A 15,614-nucleotide genomic window follows, 5' to 3' on the forward strand; every position below is an offset into this window, starting at 1 on the left:
GGCAGGGGGACAAACCCCGCGATTCTACGGGAGGCGCCCCGGTGACACCCGGTGACCGGCGCGGGTGCGGGGGTCATGGCTTTGTGCGAGCTTGGGAACCTGATGCCTGTCGCCGTACACACGGAAGGTCCGTGACCATGACAAGTCCCGGTTTCGGTTTCGGACGCAGCCCCTTCGAAGAGTTCGACGAACTGATGGCCCGGTTCTTCGGCGACACGGCACCGGCCTCGTCCGCCCGGCGGGTGCAGCGCGTCGACATCGGCAGCCTGCTGTCGGAACGGGCCCGTGAGCTGGTCGCCCAGGCCCGCGAACTGGCGGCCGGGGAGGGCAGTGAGGAGCTCGACGCCAGGCACCTGCTCGCCGCGGCCACCGAGCACGACTCCACCCGGCGCCTGCTCACCGAGGCCGGCGCCGATCCCGACCGGCTGCGCGAGCGCCTCGGCGGCGCGACCGGCGTGGGCGAGAAGTCCGAGCCCGCCACGCTCACCCCCGCCGCCAAGCGGGCACTGCTCGACGCCTACCGGATATCCCGCGCCGAGGGCTCCTCGTACATCGGCCCCGAGCACCTGCTGCGCGCCCTCGCCGCCAACCCGGAGTCGACGGCGGGCGAGGCGCTCGCCGCCGGCGGCTGGGAGGGCGCCAGAATGCCCAGCGAGGGCAAGAGCGAGCGCAAGGGACCCAGCAGCACTCCCACCATCGACGAGTACGGCCGTGACCTCACCGAGGACGCCCGCGCCGGCCGGCTCGACCCCGTCATCGGACGGGACGACGAGGTCGAGCAGACCATCGAGGTGCTCTCCCGGCGCAGCAAGAACAACCCCGTCCTCATCGGCGACCCCGGCGTCGGCAAGACCGCCGTCGTCGAGGGCATCGCCCAGCGCATCGCCGCCGACGACGTGCCGAAGACACTGGCGGGCAAGCGGCTGGTCTCGCTGGACCTGGCCGGGATGGTGGCCGGCACCAAGTACCGCGGCGAGTTCGAGGAGCGGCTGAAGAAGCTGCTCGACGAGGTCCGCGAGCACGGCGACGAACTGGTGCTCTTCCTCGACGAGATGCACACCGTCGTCGGCGCCGGCGGAGGCGGTGAGGGCGCCCTGGACGCGGGCAACATGCTCAAGCCCGCGCTGGCCCGGGGCGAACTGCACCTCATCGGCGCCACCACCGTCGACGAGTACCGCAAGCACATCGAGAAGGACGCCGCCCTGGAGCGCCGCTTCGCCCCGATCCTGGTCGGCGAGCCGTCGGTCGACGACACCGTGGAGATCCTGCGCGGGCTGCGCGACCGCTACGAGGCCCATCACCAGGTGCGCATCACGGACGAGGCGGTCGTCGCGGCGGCGGAGCTGTCCGACCGGTACATCACCTCCCGCTTCCTGCCCGACAAGGCGATCGACCTGATGGACCAGGCCGCCGCCCGGGTCCGGCTGCGCGCCCGGACCCCGCTCTCGGAGCGCCGCGAGGCCGAGGAACAGGTCGCTGCGCTGAACCGGGAGAAGGACCAGGCCGTCGCCGACGAGGAGTACGAGCGCGCCAAGGACCTGCGCGACCGGATCAAGGAGGCCGAGGAGCGCCTCGCCGAGGCGGGCAAGGGCGAGGCGCAGACGCCCAAGGTGACCGCCGAGGACATCGCCGAGGTCGTCTCCCGCACCACCGGCATCCCCGTCGCCGAACTCACCGAGGAGGAGCGGGAGCGGCTGATGAAGCTGGAGGAGCACCTCCACGAGCGGGTCGTCGGCCAGGACGAGGCGATCACCGCGGTGGCGCGTGCCGTACGGCGCGCCCGGGCCGGCATGAGCGACCCGAACCGCCCCGTCGGCAGCTTCCTCTTCCTCGGCCCGACCGGCGTCGGCAAGACCGAACTGGCCCGCGCTCTCGCCGCCGCGCTGTTCGGCGACGAGAACCGGATGATCCGCCTCGACATGAGCGAGTTCCAGGAGCGGCACACCGTCTCCCGGCTGGTCGGCGCGCCTCCCGGATACGTCGGCCACGAGGAGGCCGGCCAGCTCACCGAGGCGGTGCGCAGGCAGCCGTACGCCGTGCTGCTGCTGGACGAGGTGGAGAAGGCGCACCCGGACGTGTTCAACACGCTGTTGCAGCTGCTGGACGACGGGCGGCTGACCGACGCCCAGGGCCGCACGGTCGACTTCAAGAACACGGTCGTCATCATGACGTCGAACATCGGCGCCGACCGGATCCTCGCCGCCGGCGTCGAGGACTACGCCTCGGTGCGTGAGTCCGTGATGGAGGTGCTGAACCAGCACTTCCGTCCCGAGTTCCTCAATCGCATCGACGAGATCATCGTCTTCCGGGGCCTGGACCGCGCCCAGCTGCGCCGGATCGTGGAGCTCCTGCTGGAGCACACCCGGCGCCGCCTGCACGCCCAGAACGTCACCTTCGAGGTCACCGAAGCCGCCGAGGACCTGCTGGCCGACATCGGTCATCAGCCCGCATTCGGGGCCCGCCCGCTGCGCCGCACCATCCAGCGCGAGGTCGACGACCGCCTCGCCGACCTGCTGCTGTCCGGCGAGCTGAAGCCGGGCGACCGGGCCCGGGTGGACGCCGTCGACGGTGCGGTGGAGGTAAGGGCGGAACAGCCGGCCGAGCTATGAGCGGACGACCGCTGCCAGCCGCCGGTAGGAGTCCAGGAGAGCCTCGCGGTCGTAGGTGCTGGTCGTGACGAGCACCTCGTCGGCGCCCGTCTCCTTCAGCACGCTCGCCAGCTCGTGCGCGACCTGCTCCTCGGTGCCGGCGAGATGGCCGGCCAGAGCGGCCTCGTAGAAGCGGCGTTCCTTGTCCGTCATGCGCAGCGACCCGACGCGCTCGGCGGGCGGCAGCGGGGGGAAGGTGCCGTGCGTGCGCGAGTACGCCATCGACCAGGCCTCCGGGATCAGCAGCCGCCGGGCGTCCTCGGGGGTCGCGGCCACGGCGACGGTGCCGGAGATGACGACGTACGGTTCCCGCGCCCACTGCGACGGGTGGAAGCGCGTGCGGTAGTGGTCGATGCCGCGCCGCATCTTCTCCCGGTCGCGCAGGTCGCCGATGACCATCGGCAGGCCCGCGGCTGCCGCGATCGCGGCGCCCTCACCCATCGCCAGCACGAAGGGCGGCACGCGCAGACCCTCCGCCGGGCGGGCGTGGACCCGCGTCGGGGAGGTGCCGCGGAACCAGCCGAGCAGTTCCTGGAGCCGGCCGGCGAAGTCCTCGGCGTCGTCCTTGTCCCGGCCCAGCGCCTTGCGCACGCCGTCGGTGAACCCCACCGACCTGCCGAGCCCCATGTCGATCCGGCCCGGGAAGAGCGACTCCAGCACACCGAACTGCTCCGCGACGACCAGGGGCTGGTGATTGGGCAGCATCACCCCGCCGGTGCCCACCCGGATCGCCCGGGTCGCACCGGCCACGGCGGCCGCCAGCACGGTCGGCGCGGAACCGGCGACGCCGGGCACGCCGTGGTGCTCGGACACCCAGAAGCGGTGGTACCCCAACGCCTCCACCTGCCGCGCCAGCTCCACGGTGTCCCGCAACGCCTCCGCCGCCGTATGCCCCTCGCGGGTACGGGAACGGTCGAGCACGGAGAAGCGGACGGAGCCGATCACGGAGTTCACACAACCGTCAACACCCGCCGGGGCCCGGCATTCCCGATGTACCGGCCGCGATCCACGCCGGAGGCTCCCGAGGTTCCCGCCCGGCACCGACCGGGACCCCGCTCCGCGACGCGGGGGTCACCGTGGGAGGACCGGGCGGGGGCTGTCTAGGGTGGTGCTGTGACAGCTCGTGACGAACGGCCGGTGGCCGTGTTCGACCTCGACAACACCCTCGCCGACACGGCCCACCGCCAGCACTTCCTGGAGCGCAGGCCGCGGGACTGGGACGGGTTCTTCGCCGCCGCGCCGGCGGATCCGCCGCTCGCCGAAGGCGTCGCGCTGGTGCTGTCCAGTGCCGAGGAGTGCGAGGTCGTGTACCTCACCGGGCGGCCCGAGCGGTGCCGGCAGGACACGCTCGACTGGCTCGCCGCCCAGCAACTGCCCGAGGGGCGGGTCCACATGCGGCGCGACGCCGACCGCAGGCCCGCCCGGCACACCAAGCTGGAGACGCTGCGCAGAATCGCCCGGACCCGGCAGATCCGGATGCTCGTGGACGATGACGAACTCGTGTGCGAGGACGCGGAGCGGGCCGGGTTCACCGTGGTGCGGGCGCGCTGGGCGACCCCTTCCGCCGAGCTCAAGGTGGCGCAGGAGCGCGAGGGGCGGACCTGAGGGGCCCAGGTCTCAGTCGGCGTCCTCCAGGCGGAAGCCGACCTTCATGCTCACCTGCCAGTGCGCGATCTGCCCGCCTTCGAGCTGCCCCCGCACTTCCGTCACCTCGAACCAGTCCAGATTGCGCAGGGTCTGCGAGGCGCGGCTGATGCCGTTGCGGACGGCCTGCTCCATGCCCTCGGGCGAGGTGCCGACGATGTCCGTGACCCGGTAGGTGTGATTCGACATGCGGATACTCCTCTCCGCGCGGTGACGACGGCGTCAGTTGTGTCCCGCGTGACTCCACCGTGCCCCAAGGGGCGGCGGAGCGCGAGGCGTCGGCCGCCTTTCCGGAACCGCTTGACCTCCGCATTGGTCCATACCAAAATCCAGACACCCGTACGAGTCCACGCTCGTTCCCCCCACGCCGGGCCCTCCACCCCTGTCCGCCAGACAGAACAGGACCGCCGTGAAGCTTCGTCTCCTTACCCTCGCCTGCGTCTTGGCCTCGCTCCTCGGCGGGTGCGCACTCGTGCCGTCGAGTGGGGCCGAACGGCGCACGGTCACCGTATGGCTGATGAAGGGCAGCGCCTCGGCGCAGTTCCTGGAGCGCTTCACCGAGGAGTTCGAGCGCGCGCACGACGACCTCGACCTCGACATCCGCATCCAGGAGTGGACCGGGATCGGCGAGAAGGTGCAGGCCGCGCTGGAGGCCGAGACCCCCGGCGGGCCCGACGTGATCGAGGTCGGCAACACCCAGGTCCCGCAGTACGTCGACGGCGGCGGCCTGCTCGACCTGACGCTGGAGTCGCTGCGGGACTGGGGCATGCGCGACTGGCTCCCCGGCCTCGCCGAGCCGGGCCGGCAGCGGTCCACGCAGTACGGCATCCCCTGGTACGCGGCGAACCGCGTCGTCATCTACCGCAAGGACCTGTTCGAGCAGGCCGGCGTCGCGGCCCCGCCGAAGACGCGCGAGGAGTGGCTCGCGGCCACCGAGAAGCTCGACTCCGGCGGCAACCAGGGGATCTACCTCGCCGGACAGGACTGGTACACGCTCTCCGGCTTCATCTGGGACGAGGGCGGCGACCTCGCGAAGGAGAGCGGCGGTGTCTGGACCGGCACCCTCGACAGCCCCGCCGCCCTGCGCGGCATGGACTTCTACCGCCGGCTCCAGGCGCTCGGCAAGGGCCCGGTCGACGCCGACGAGGAACACCCGCCGCAGGCCGAGGAGTTCGCCAAGGGGAGGATCGCCCAGATCGTCGCCGTACCGGGCCAGGCCGCCGCGATCGTCCAGCAGAACCTCGGACTCGACGGCGAACTGGGTTTCTTCCCCGTGCCCGGCAAGGCCGCCGGCACGCCCGGGGCGGTCTTCACCGGCGGCTCCGACCTCGTCGTACCGAAGAGAACCGACCAGCGCGACGGCGCCGTCGCCGTGGTCGAGGAGCTCACCGGTGCCAAGTGGAACACCGAACTGGCCCGGACCATGAACTACGTGCCCAACAAGACGACCCTCGCCGCCGCCGTCGCGGGTGAGGAGGGGGTCGCCGCCATGGCGGCGGGAGCCGCGCGGGGACGGGCGACCCCCAGTACGCCCGAGTGGGCCGCCGTCGAGGCGGACAACCCGATCAAGGAGTACATGACCAGGGTGCTCACCGGGGCGGACCCGCGGACGGAGGCCCGCCGCGCCTCACGGCGGATCACCGAGGCGCTGGCGGTCCCCCTCGGCTGATCAGCCGGCGGTGCTCAGCGAGAGCGCGAAACGGCCGCCCTCGCCGTCCGTCCACCAGTGGGACAACTCCATTCCCGCGGTGGCCAGTTCCGCGCGCACCCGGTCCTTGCGGAACTTCGCCGACACCTCCGTGCGCAGTTCCTCGCCCGCCTCGAACTCGACGGCGAGGTCGAGCGAGGGGATCTTCACGGTCTGCGCGCCACGTGAGCGCAGCCGCATCTCGATCCACTCGTTCCCGGCGTCCCACAGGGCCACATGGTCGAAGGCGCCGGGGTCGAAGTCGGCGCCCAGTTCACGGTTGACGACCGACAGGACGTTCTTGTTGAACGCCGCCGTCACCCCGGCCGCGTCGTCGTAGGCCCGGACCAGCACCCGCTCGTCCTTGACCAGGTCGGTGCCGAGGAGCAGCGCGTCGCCGGGGGAGAGCAGGGAGCGGATCGAGGCGAGGAACGCGGCGCGCTCGTCCGGCAGCAGGTTGCCGATCGTGCCGCCGAGGAATGCCACCAGCCGCGGGCCCGGTGTGTCCGGCAGTTCGAGCGCCACCGTGAAGTCGGCGATCAGCGCGTGCACGTCCAGTCCGGGCCGCTCCGCGACGAGCGCCTGGCCGGCTTGGGTGAGGGCGCTCTCGCTGACGTCGACCGGGACGTAGGTGTGCAGTCCGGTCAGCGCGTCGAGCAGGTGCCGGGTCTTCTCCGAGGAGCCGGAACCCAGTTCGACCAGCGTGCGGGCGCCGCTCGCCGCGGCGATCTCGGTGGCACGGGCGATGAGGATCTCCCGCTCGGCGCGGGTCGGGTAGTACTCCGGCAGTTCGGTGATCCGCTCGAAGAGTTCGCTGCCCTGGGCGTCGTAGAACCACTTCGGCGGCAGTGTCTTGGGCGAACTCGTCAGGCCCCGCAGGACGTCGGCGCGCAGGGCGGCCTCGGTGGCGTCCTCGGGCAGGGTGCGGGTGAGAAGGAACGGACTCACGTGCGGGGCTCCTTCGAGGGTGGGGCCGCCGAGGCGTCGCTCGGCTCCTTGAGCGGGGTCAGCTGCACGTCGGTGCCGCTCGCGACCACAAGGGTGCGGTCGGGTACCTCGTGCCAGCGGGGATCGTCGTCGTAGGGTTCCGAGGCCACGACCGTGCCGCCGTCGGGCCTGCGGAGATACCACAGGGTGTCGCCCCAGGTGGTCGCGGCGATGGACGCGCCGTCGGTCAGCAGCAGGTTCAGCCGGGAGCCCGGGGCCGCCGCCGCGACCTCGGGGACCGTGTCGGCCAGCGCCCGGCCCGGGTCGTCGCCGGCGCGCAGCCGGGCGAGGACGAGTGCCCACACGAGCGCGGAGTCGTTGCGGGCCTCCAGGGACAGCAGGTCCACGGAGGACAGGCTCCGGGCCACCCCGGCCAGTGAGTGGGGCCAGCCCAGGACCGCGCCGTTGTGGCTGAAAAGCCAGGATCCCGCGGCGAACGGCGCCGCCGCGGCCTCCGCGTCGGCACCTGCCAGCGTCGCGTCACGCACGGCGGCGAGCAGCGTCCGGGTGCGGACGACCCGGGCCAGATCGGCGAAGGACAGGTCCGCCCAGATGGGCCCGGCCCGCCGGTAGCGGGCCGGCAGGGGATCACCCTGCGCGTACCAGCCCACCCCGAAGCCGTCGGCGTTGACCGTTCCGTACCGCTGCCTCCGGGGCGCCCAGGACTGGCGGTACAGCGCCGACGGGGGCTCCACCAGCAGCCTGCCGAGGGCCTCCTCGGGCCCGGTGTACGCCAGGTGACGGCACATCAGACGTCCTCCGAGCGGGCCGTGCGGAAGCCGGAGAAGATCTGCCGCCGGATCGGATAGTCCCAGTTGCGGAACGTGCCCCGGCAGGCCACCTGGTCCACGGCGAACGAGCCGCCGCGCAGCACCTTGTGCTCGGATCCGAAGAACACCTCCGAGTACTCCTTGTACGGGAAGGCCCTGAAGCCGGGGTACGGCTGGAAATCGCTGGCCGTCCACTCCCACACGTCACCGATCAACTGCCGTACGCCCAGGGGCGACTCCCCCTCGGGGTAGCTGCCCGCGGGTGCCGGGCGCAGATGGCGCTGGCCGAGGTTGGCGTGCTCGGGGCCCGGGTCGGCGTCGCCCCACGGGTAGCGCGTCGAGCGGCCGGTCGCCGGGTCGAACCGGGCGGCCTTCTCCCACTCGGCCTCGGTGGGCAGCCGGCGCCCGGCCCAGCGGGCGTACGCGTCCGCCTCGTACCAGCACACGTGGAGCACCGGCTCGTCGGGCGGCACCACCTCGGTGACGCCGAACCGGCGCCGCAGCCACTGCCCGCCGTCCCGGTGCCAGAACAGCGGCGCCTTGATGGCCGTGCGGCGCACGTGCGCCCAGCCCTCCGCCGTCCACCAGCGCGGGTCGTCGTAGCCGCCGTCCTCGATGAACGCCTGGTAGGCGCCGTTCGTCACGGGTGTGGTGTCGATCCAGTAGGGCGCCACCTCGCGCCGGTGCGCGGGCCGTTCGTTGTCCAGCGCCCAGGGCTCGGTGGAGGTGCCCATGGTGAACGGGCCGCCGGGCACGAGGACTTCGGCCGGGCCTGTGAACAGCGGCACGGGCTCCGGGTCGGGGGCGTGCAGCGCCTGCGGGCCCTTGCGGAGCTGATGCGTGATCAGCATGGTCTCGTCGTGCTGCTGTTCGTGCTGGGCGATCATCCCGAAGGCGAAGCCCGCCTCCGTGAGCCGTGTGCCGTGGAACGCGGTGCCGGCCAGCACGTCCAGGGCCCGTCCGCGCACCTCGGCCGCGTACCGCCGGGCCTCGCCGGGCGCCAGCAGCGGCAGCGTGGGCCGTTCCGCGCGCGGGTGCTCGAAGGCGTCGTACAGGCTGTCGATCTCCGGCCGTATCGCCTCCTGGCCGGCGACGGCGCGCAGCAGCCAGAGTTCCTCCTGGTTGCCGATGTGCGCGAGGTCCCACACCAGCGGGGACATCAACGGCGAGTGCTGGGCGGTCAGGTCGGGTTCCTCGACGCAGCTGGTGAGCAGCGTGGTGCGGTCCCGCGCGGTGACGAGCGATGCGAGGGCGCGCTCCCGGAAGGCCTCGCTGTCGCTCTCGCTGTCCGTCTCGGTGCCGATGGCGGGGTCGGTCATGTGCGCGGGTCCTTCCCGTGCGGGCGGCGGCCGTTGCCGCGCTGCCTGTCGAGCAGGTCGTCGGCGGGGCAGCGGCCCCGGATGACATAACGGTCCCGGAACGCCGCGACGGCGTCCGTGACGGCGGTGGACGCGCCGAGGCGGGGCAGCGCCCGCAGCGCCGCCGCGAAGCAGGCGACGGCCACCTCGTGCATCTCCGGGTCGGCGAGCCCGTACCGGGCGGCGTCGAGCCACAGCGGGTTGTGCGGCGCGGGCAGTGCCCCGGCGCGCTCGGCCAGCGGCTTGACCGTGCGGTACGCGGTCTCCGCGGCCTCCGGGTCGTCGAACAGGGCCGTCGTCACCGCGAGCGGCACGATCCACCCGTCCTCGCCGGGCTGCGCGTCCAGCATGCGCAGTTCGAGGTGGCCGCGCGGCCGGACCGGCGGGAACAGGGTGCTGATGTGGTAGTCGAGGTCGTCCCGGGTCGGTGGTCTGGGCGCCCCCGATCTGGTCCAGTCCCGGAAGGTCAGCCCTCGCGGAACGTGCCAGGGGCCGCCGTCCTGCCGTACGCACATCACCGGGGCGTCCAGCACGTGCCGGGCCCAGGTGCCCCGCGGATCGGCGTCCAGGACGGGCGCGCCCGCCCGGCCCGCGCCGATCTGCACCCAGCGCAGCTGCCGGGTGGACAGCCAGCCGGTGGGTTCGTGGCCGGCCAGCGGGGAGTTGGCGAACGCGGCCAGCAGGACCGCGCCCAGCTGGTGCGCCAGCCACCAGCGCCGGACGTGGCCGAGCGGGCCGGGTTCCTCGTACCCGGCGTCCAGGCACACCTGCACCGATGCCGAGGTGCACATCATGGCGCGGCCGGCCGGGCCGGTGCGGTCGAGGCAGGTCTCCATCGCCTCGTAGCGCGGCTCCCGCAGGAACCGGCGGGGGGCGTGCCACGGGTCGTGGCCGATGCCGAGGAGGCCGAGGTCGTGCTCGCGCAGTTCCGCGCGGACGGCGTCCAGGTCGGCGGAGACGGTGTCCACGCACTCCATCAGGGAGGTGGCGGGCGGAGAACTCAGCTCCAGCTGGCCGCCGGGTTCGACGGTCAGCGCCGACCTCAGAGGGACGGTGCGCAGTGCGGCGTAGGCCGCTTCGAGTCGTTCGGGTGTCACGGGAAGCTGCGGACCGCGCAGCTCGTGGACGAGCCATTCCACTTCGACGCCGACGGTGCGCGGCGGTCCGGTCTTGAAGCAGATGCCCCGTACCAGGGCCTCCACCTCGGGTTCGGTGACGGCGGTACGTGGTTCCGTACAGCCGCTGACTGGGTCGGACATGTCGGGATCCTCCTGAGATTCCACCATGCCGCCGGTCCGCCAAAGGGCAAGTCGGACCAGCATCACTCGTCCCACCCAAGCCCCTCGCGTCGCTTCGCACAAGGGTGCACATCCGGACTTCCCGGACCGGATGCCCATGCCCTGGGGCCGGGGAAACTCTGTTGCACCGCAGGACCAGCATCGCTCACGATTCGTTCATGAGCACGACGGGGGAGATCGCGGGCCGCGCGGTCGTGGCGCCCACGGGGGTGGCGCCATGAGCGCGCGCCTGCGAGGCCTCGCGCGGGAGACCGAGGACATCGTTGCCGCTGGCGCGTATCAGACATCGAACGGACGTACGGTTTCGATCGCCTCGGCGGTGGCGGCCGCGCGGGAGGGGACCCGGATGCACGGCCCCGGGCCGGTGCCCTTCGCGTCCGCGCCGCCGGTGCACACCCTCATCGAGGTCACAGGAGAGAGCAGTCTGGAGGCGGCCCGCCGGATCCGCGAGGCGGCGGTGCTGAACTTCGCCTCCGCGCGCAACCCCGGCGGCGGTCATCTGAACGGCGCCCAGGCCCAGGAGGAGGCCCTGTGCCGCGCCTCCGCGCTGTACACCTGCCTGCGCCAGGTCCCGGAGTTCTACGGCCACCACCGCGCCCACCGCGACCCGTTCTACACCGATCGTGTGATCCACTCACCGGCCGTCCCGGTCTTCCGTGACGACCGCGGCCGCCTGCTGGACGAGCCGTACGCGGCGGGCTTCCTGACCGCCGCCGCCCCCAACGCCGCAGTGGTGCGCCGGACGGTGCCGGAGCGGCTGGCCGAGGTGCCGCGCGCGCTCGCCTCCCGCGCCGGGCGTGTCCTGGAGGTCGCGGCCCACCACGGATACCGGCGGCTGGTGCTGGGTGCCTGGGGCTGCGGAGTGTTCCGGAACGATCCGGCGCAGGTCGCGGGCGTCTTCCGGGACCTGCTGGGTCACGGCGGGCGATTCGCGAGCCGCTTCGAGCACGTGGTCTTCGGTGTGCTGGACCGCACGCCGGGGGCGGTCACCCGGAGTGCTTTCGAACGCGCGTTCCTGGAGGGTCAGCTCCAGCCGTAGCGCTCGCGCAACCGGTGCCTGACCAGGTTGAAGCGCATACGGTCCAGGGCGCACGCCTCCCGGCGCATCCCCTCCTCGTGCAGCCGCAGCACCCGGTCCACGTCCACCCAGGAGTCCCGCCCCGACCGGTCCCACGGCCCGTTCCCGATCGGCACCCACTCACGGTCGTGGTCGTGCCGCTTGCTGGACAGTTGCACGGCGAGGAACGTGCCCGCCGCCTCCCGCGCCACCACCAGCACCGGGCGGTCCTTGCCCCGCCCGTCGTTCTCCTCGAAGGGCACCCAAGTCCACACGATCTCCCCGGGGTCGGGGTCGCCGTCGTGCGCGGGCGAGTACTCGGTGCGCACCCGGCCCACCTCGCGCGGATCGGCCTGGGTGGTGGCGGTGGGGCCGAAGCGGCCGGGGACGTTCTCGTCCGTGAAGGCGGTCACGGGGTCACGGTAACCGGCGGCCGTGAAGCCCTGGCCAACGGCCCGGCGAACACCGGCCTCACGTCTGGATCAGGCCGCGGGGGACTGTGAGGTGACCGGCTCCGGCGGGCGCAGCTCGTGCCAGCGCAGGTCGGCCTCCAGCTGCGCGGCGAGCGAGACGAGCAGCGGCTCGCTGTGCGCGGGGCCCAGCAACTGGGCGCCGACCGGCAGGCCGCCGGTGACGAAGCCGGCCGGGACGTTCACGCCGGGCCAGCCCAGCACGTTCCACGGCCAGGCGTAGGGGCAGGCGGCGATCATCGCGCGGTCGGTGGCCAGCCCGCCGAGCCGCAGCATCGCGCCGATCCGGAGCGGGGGAGCGGCCGTGGTCGGCGCGAGGACCACGTCGTACGACGAGAAGAACGCGCCGATACGGCGGTGCAGCGCCGCCTCCGCACGCCGGGCGGCGCGCAGCGGCGCCCCGCCGAGCAGCCGGCCGAGCCGCGCCGCGTCCCGGGTGCGCGGATCGAGCAGTGCCGGGTCGGGGGCCTCACGCACCCACTCGGCGACACCGGCCGTGGCGCGCGGCACGAAGGTCAGCCCGATCTGGCCGTAGGGCGGGTCGGCCTCCTCGACCGTGTGGCCCAAGGCGGCCAGCTTCTCGGCGAGTTCGACGACCCGGGCGCGGATCTCCGGGTGCAGCCGGGCCGGCACCGCGGTGAACGGCGGCTTCAGCGCGAGGGCGACGCGCAGCCGCCCGGGGTCCTGGCCGACCGCCCCGGACACGTCGAGCGCGGGCGGGCGGTGCGGGTCCCGTTCGTGGTTGCCGCGGGCCGAGTCCAGCAGCAGGGCCGCGTCCCCGACCGTACGGGCCAGGGTGCCGTTGACCGTGATGCCGTGGAACGCCTCGCCGCGCGGCCAGGTCGAGATGCGCCCGCGCTGCGGCTTGATGCCGATCAGATGCGTCCAGGACGCCGGGATGCGCACTGAACCCGCCCCGTCGGAACCGAGCGCGGCCGGTACCAGACCGGCCGCGACCGCGGCCGCGGAGCCGCCCGACGAACCGCCCGGCGTGTGCTGGGTGTTCCACGGGTTGCGGGTCGCGCCGAACGCGGGGCCCTCGGTGAACGGCCACTGGCCGAGCTCGCACGTGTTGGTCTTGCCGACGATCACCGCGCCGGACGCGCGCAGCCGTCGTACCGCCTCGCAGTCCTCGGCGGCCGGGGCGAACGTCCCCGGGCAGCCGAACGCGGTGGGTTCGCCGGCCACGTCCATGTCGTCCTTGACGGCGACGGGCACGCCGAGCAGCGGCCGGCGCGTCCCGGCGGCCAGTTCGCGGTCGGCGGCATCGGCCTCGGCGAGCGCCGCCTCGGCCCGGACGATCCGGAAGGCGTTGAGCGTGCCCTGCGTCGCCTCGATCCGGGCCAGGGCCGCCTCGACGAGGGCGCGTGAGGTCACCCCGCCACCGGCGAGCGCACGGGCGGTCTCCGCCAGGCCGGCGGAAGGGACGAGCGTCATGCGGGACACCTCCGGAGCGTGTGGTCTACCGAACGGTAACGTCAGGAGGGCCGCAGGGGAACGGCGTGGCGGGGAAAGGCCGTTGCCGCCGTTGTGCGCGAGTGGACGTGGCCGGCCGGCGCCCTCGCGGTGGTGCGCGGGCGCCGGCCGGCCGTGTGCATCGCCGTCAGCAGTAGAGGTTGCCGCCCGGCGGGACCCCGAGGATCGAGGTGAACCGGTGGTAGGCGTCCACGCGGCTCTGCACCTGGGCCGGGTTCCTGCCGTCGCATTCCAGTGAGCCGTTGATGCTGCGGATCGTCTGGCCGAATCCGGCGCCGCCGACCATGGCGTTGTGCGGGGTCATCGTGCCGGGGCCGGACTGGGTGTTCCAGTACCACAGGCCGGTCTTCCAGGCCACGGCGGGGTCGTTCTGCACCAGCCAGGGATTGTTGAGCAGGTCGATACCGAGCGCGTCGCCCGCGGCCTTGTAGTTGAAGTTCCAGCTCAGCTGGATGGGACCGCGCCCGTAGTAGGCCGCCTGGCCCGCCGGACAGCCGTACCACTGGCCCCAGTCGCAGTAGTGCGGGTAGTTGGCCTGGTTCTGCTCGACGATGTGGACCAGACCGCCGGTCTCGTGGTTGACGTTGGCGAGGAAGGCGGCGGCCTCCTGCTTGCGTACGGTGTCGCTGCCGGTCTTGGCGAAGCCGGGGTAGGCGCTGAGGGCCGCGGTCAGTCCGCCGTAGGTGTAGAAGGAGTTCCGGCCCGGGAACATCTGGTTGAACTGGGCCTCGGAGACCACGAATCCGGACGGGTTGCCGTTCCCCCCGCTCGCGGGCGCGTTCCACTTCTGGTTCGCCCCGCCGGTGCAGCTCCAGATCTGCAGCCGGGTGCCGTTGGCGCTGTTGTTGTCCCGGACGTCGAGGCACTTGTCCGCCGCCGGGTTGACGATGTCCCGCGCCCCGGTGACGACCCACTGCTGGTTGGCGCCCCCGGAGCAGTCCCACAGCTGGACCGCCGCACCGTTGGCGGTGCTGCGCTCGACCACGTCCAGGCACTTGCCGAGCGCGCGCAGGGTGCCGTCACCCGGATTGGACCAGATCTGGGCGCCGGTCCCGTTGCAGTCGTAGAGCTGTACGGCGGTGCCGTTGGCGCTGTTCGCGCCCGCCACGTCGACACACTTGCCGGCGAGCCCGCTGATCGTGCCGTCGGCGGCCTGGGCGGGGGTCGCGGTGAACAGCGCGGTGACGACCGCGCCGAGTGCGGCGAAGGCCGTGAACCGGCCGATGAGGCCCCGTCGGGTACCGGGCCGTCTGAGGTGGGAGATGGGCATGCTGGACGACGCTCCTCGGGTGGGGGTTCGCGTCGTCGCGCGCCCGACGGCTCTGCGGAGGGTGCGTCAGGTGGCAGCGCCCGCAGGGCAGTTCAGCCTGCGGACGGATCGAGTGCGCGGACGACAGAGGTATCGCCCAGTGAAATTAAAGGTATGGACCAATATGGTCAAGGCATGAAGTAAGAGATGAGAAAAGGGAGTTGAGTCGACGGTCGCACACCGGGGGCCGACGGGGGCTCTCAGGGGTGCGGGCCGGTGGGGGAGAAGGGGTGTCGCAACATGAACGGCCGGCCCCGACCCCGCTCATTCGGGTCGGAGCCGGCCGGACCGGGGGCCGCTGGTCAGGCGGCCTGCGGGGCCGCCTGCCCGTGCACGCGCGCCACGACCTCCGTCAGCTGGGCGGCGACCTCGGCGTCGTCCACCGGGTGGGTCTCGGCGAAGCGGGTCACGGAGCCGGGGATGGAGAGCTTGATGTCCTCCAGCACCGTGGCGCCGGCGATGCCGAGCGCCTTGCGGGCCTCGTCCTGCGCCCAGACGCCGCCGTACTGGCCGAAGGCGGTGCCCACCACGGCGACCGGCTTGCCGCCGAGGGCGCCGGCGCCGTAGGGGCGGGACAGCCAGTCGATGGCGTTCTTCAGCACGGCCGGGATGGTGCCGTTGTACTCCGGCGTGAACAGCAGCAGGGCGTCCGCCGCCAGGGCGGCCTCACGGAGCCGGGTCGCGGCGGCCGGGACCGTGCCCTCGACGTCGATGTCCTCGTTGTAGAAGGGGATCTCGGCAAGACCCTCGTACAGCTGGACGTCGACGCCCTCGGGAGCGAGCTTGACGGCGGCCTCGGCGAGCTGGCGGTTGTGCGAACCGGCGCGGAGGCTGCCGACGAGGGCGAGGATGCGTACGGACATGGCGACTCCATCGGATGTGCAATGTGGGGTGGGTGATCCGGACCGGG

At 72.8% G+C, this 15,614-nt stretch carries 14 protein-coding genes; 4 read left to right on the plus strand and 10 right to left on the minus strand.

The window, feature by feature from the left end; all coding sequences use genetic code 11:
* The first annotated feature begins 137 nt into the window (after window positions 1-137).
* Window positions 138-2,609, plus strand: coding sequence for an ATP-dependent Clp protease ATP-binding subunit (locus tag ACIHCM_RS08435; protein ID WP_399891122.1), 2,472 nt, complete (start codon window positions 138-140; stop codon window positions 2,607-2,609).
* Here ACIHCM_RS08435 and ACIHCM_RS08440 read toward each other — a convergent pair.
* Entirely contained in the window at window positions 2,604-3,602 is a 999-nt protein-coding gene (locus ACIHCM_RS08440; RefSeq protein WP_399891126.1) for an LLM class flavin-dependent oxidoreductase, read from the minus strand. The two genes, ACIHCM_RS08435 and ACIHCM_RS08440, sit on opposite strands and share 6 nt — an antisense overlap.
* A 159-nt stretch (window positions 3,603-3,761) precedes the next feature.
* On the opposite strand from ACIHCM_RS08440, the gene ACIHCM_RS08445 reads away from it, so the two are divergent.
* Complete coding sequence (locus tag ACIHCM_RS08445) at window positions 3,762-4,253, plus strand: hypothetical protein (protein ID WP_399891129.1); 492 nt, start codon at window positions 3,762-3,764, stop codon at window positions 4,251-4,253.
* Window positions 4,254-4,265: 12 nt separating this feature from the next.
* Here the strand turns inward: ACIHCM_RS08445 and ACIHCM_RS08450 are convergent, their stop codons facing one another.
* Window positions 4,266-4,481, minus strand: a complete 216-nt coding sequence (locus tag ACIHCM_RS08450; protein ID WP_393108189.1) for a dodecin — start codon at window positions 4,479-4,481, stop codon at window positions 4,266-4,268.
* A gap of 220 nt (window positions 4,482-4,701) precedes the next feature.
* On the opposite strand from ACIHCM_RS08450, the gene ACIHCM_RS08455 reads away from it, so the two are divergent.
* Window positions 4,702-5,961 (plus strand): extracellular solute-binding protein, encoded by a 1,260-nt coding sequence (locus tag ACIHCM_RS08455; RefSeq protein WP_399891132.1) that lies wholly within the window; start codon window positions 4,702-4,704, stop codon window positions 5,959-5,961.
* Here ACIHCM_RS08455 and egtD read toward each other — a convergent pair whose 3' ends face one another.
* Genes egtD through egtA form a run of 4 tightly spaced genes read right to left on the minus strand, consistent with a single transcriptional unit; the run spans window position 5,962 to window position 10,353 of the window.
* On the minus strand, window positions 5,962-6,927 hold the full coding sequence (gene egtD, locus ACIHCM_RS08460) for an L-histidine N(alpha)-methyltransferase (RefSeq protein WP_399891135.1): 966 nt from the start codon (window positions 6,925-6,927) through the stop codon (window positions 5,962-5,964). It lies immediately after the preceding gene.
* A complete protein-coding gene (gene egtC / locus ACIHCM_RS08465) occupies window positions 6,924-7,715 on the minus strand; it encodes an ergothioneine biosynthesis protein EgtC (protein ID WP_399891138.1) in 792 nt (263 codons plus the stop codon). Before egtC ends, egtD begins: the two co-directional genes overlap by 4 nt.
* Window positions 7,715-9,055, minus strand: coding sequence for an ergothioneine biosynthesis protein EgtB (gene egtB, locus ACIHCM_RS08470; RefSeq protein WP_399891141.1), 1,341 nt, complete (start codon window positions 9,053-9,055; stop codon window positions 7,715-7,717). The genes egtC and egtB overlap by 1 nt, the downstream gene beginning before the upstream one ends.
* A complete protein-coding gene (gene egtA / locus ACIHCM_RS08475; protein WP_399891144.1) occupies window positions 9,052-10,353 on the minus strand; it encodes an ergothioneine biosynthesis glutamate--cysteine ligase EgtA in 1,302 nt (433 codons plus the stop codon). Before egtA ends, egtB begins: the two co-directional genes overlap by 4 nt.
* Before the next feature lie 256 nt (window positions 10,354-10,609).
* On the opposite strand from egtA, the gene ACIHCM_RS08480 reads away from it, so the two are divergent.
* A complete protein-coding gene (locus ACIHCM_RS08480) occupies window positions 10,610-11,431 on the plus strand; it encodes a TIGR02452 family protein (protein WP_399891147.1) in 822 nt (273 codons plus the stop codon).
* On the opposite strand, the gene ACIHCM_RS08485 is transcribed toward ACIHCM_RS08480, so the two are convergent.
* From ACIHCM_RS08485 to ACIHCM_RS08500, 4 genes are all read right to left on the minus strand, one after another.
* Complete coding sequence (locus tag ACIHCM_RS08485; protein WP_399891150.1) at window positions 11,416-11,862, minus strand: type II toxin-antitoxin system PemK/MazF family toxin; 447 nt, start codon at window positions 11,860-11,862, stop codon at window positions 11,416-11,418. The genes ACIHCM_RS08480 and ACIHCM_RS08485 overlap by 16 nt on opposite strands.
* Window positions 11,863-11,931: 69 nt before the next feature.
* Entirely contained in the window at window positions 11,932-13,356 is a 1,425-nt protein-coding gene (locus ACIHCM_RS08490) for an amidase (protein WP_399891153.1), read from the minus strand.
* Window positions 13,357-13,522: 166 nt separating this feature from the next.
* The gene (locus ACIHCM_RS08495) at window positions 13,523-14,665 is read right to left on the minus strand and encodes a glycoside hydrolase family 19 protein (RefSeq protein WP_399891156.1); all 1,143 of its coding nucleotides are present in this window, start codon (window positions 14,663-14,665) and stop codon (window positions 13,523-13,525) included.
* A 341-nt stretch (window positions 14,666-15,006) separates the two neighbouring features.
* Window positions 15,007-15,567, minus strand: coding sequence for an NAD(P)H-dependent oxidoreductase (locus tag ACIHCM_RS08500; protein ID WP_399891159.1), 561 nt, complete (start codon window positions 15,565-15,567; stop codon window positions 15,007-15,009).
* Window positions 15,568-15,614 lie beyond the last annotated feature (47 nt).

Origin of the sequence: Streptomyces sp. NPDC052023 (assembly GCF_044548465.1) — a bacterium.
GTDB lineage: Bacteria > Actinomycetota > Actinomycetes > Streptomycetales > Streptomycetaceae > Streptomyces.

Excerpts from the sequence above, each read along its gene's own strand:
- ACIHCM_RS08435 (WP_399891122.1), top strand. The coding sequence starts at position 138 with ATGACAAGTCCCGGTTTCGGTTTCGGACGCAGCCCCTTCGAAGAGTTC.
- ACIHCM_RS08450 (WP_393108189.1), bottom strand. The coding sequence starts at position 4,481 with ATGTCGAATCACACCTACCGGGTCACGGACATCGTCGGCACCTCGCCC.
- egtC (WP_399891138.1), bottom strand. The coding sequence starts at position 7,715 with ATGTGCCGTCACCTGGCGTACACCGGGCCCGAGGAGGCCCTCGGCAGG.
- egtB (WP_399891141.1), bottom strand. The coding sequence starts at position 9,055 with ATGACCGACCCCGCCATCGGCACCGAGACGGACAGCGAGAGCGACAGC.
- egtA (WP_399891144.1), bottom strand. The coding sequence starts at position 10,353 with ATGTCCGACCCAGTCAGCGGCTGTACGGAACCACGTACCGCCGTCACC.
- ACIHCM_RS08480 (WP_399891147.1), top strand. The coding sequence starts at position 10,610 with ATGAGCGCGCGCCTGCGAGGCCTCGCGCGGGAGACCGAGGACATCGTT.
- ACIHCM_RS08490 (WP_399891153.1), bottom strand. The coding sequence starts at position 13,356 with ATGACGCTCGTCCCTTCCGCCGGCCTGGCGGAGACCGCCCGTGCGCTC.
- ACIHCM_RS08495 (WP_399891156.1), bottom strand. The coding sequence starts at position 14,665 with ATGCCCATCTCCCACCTCAGACGGCCCGGTACCCGACGGGGCCTCATC.
- ACIHCM_RS08500 (WP_399891159.1), bottom strand. The coding sequence starts at position 15,567 with ATGTCCGTACGCATCCTCGCCCTCGTCGGCAGCCTCCGCGCCGGTTCG.